Here is a 507-nt window from a genome sequence, read left to right as displayed (position 1 = left end):
CACCGACATCCCCGTGGCCCCCGGCACCCGCACCTACGAAGCCGTCAAACAACTCCCCTTCTCCTGGGACTACATCAAGGGCAACGGCTCACAGATCCTCACCGAATTCACCGCCCGCTATCTGGCCTGAGAGCTAGCTGCGGCCGTGCGCTTTTTCGTAGGCCGCGCGGGCGGCGGCGGTGCGGTCGCGTTCGCGCTGGTCGGCCAGGGCCGGGTCGAGGCCGTGTTTGGTGAGGCGGGCGCGGCGGAAGACGTACATCAGGGCGATGGTGAAGTAGATCAGGGGGAGGTAGAGCAGGGCCATCATTGCCAGGCCCATCCAGAGCGGGCCGGGGATGAACAGGAACAGGCACAGGGGCGGGATGATCGGGATGAGGATGCGCAGGAGGTAGCGGCGGGCGGCGCCGGGGCCGGTGAGGTCGTCGATCACCCATTGGCGCATGGATGGCGGGAGGGTGCCGCCGAGGATATAGCGCAGGCGCTGAAGGGGATTGGGCTGGGTGGGGT

Annotated in this window: 1 protein-coding gene; it reads right to left on the bottom strand. The window is 67.7% G+C overall.

What is annotated here, in order from left to right; genetic code table 11:
• Window positions 1-133 precede the first annotated feature (133 nt).
• A partial coding sequence (locus tag ACAM49_RS40380) for a DUF5313 family protein (RefSeq protein WP_369640772.1) occupies window positions 134-507 on the bottom strand: 374 nt, incomplete at its 5' end.

Source organism: Nocardia sp. JMUB6875 (genome assembly GCF_041154655.1).
GTDB lineage: Bacteria > Actinomycetota > Actinomycetes > Mycobacteriales > Mycobacteriaceae > Nocardia.
The sequence above is the reverse complement of the archived record's forward strand: the minus strand, read 5'-3'. Positions and strand labels throughout refer to the sequence as shown.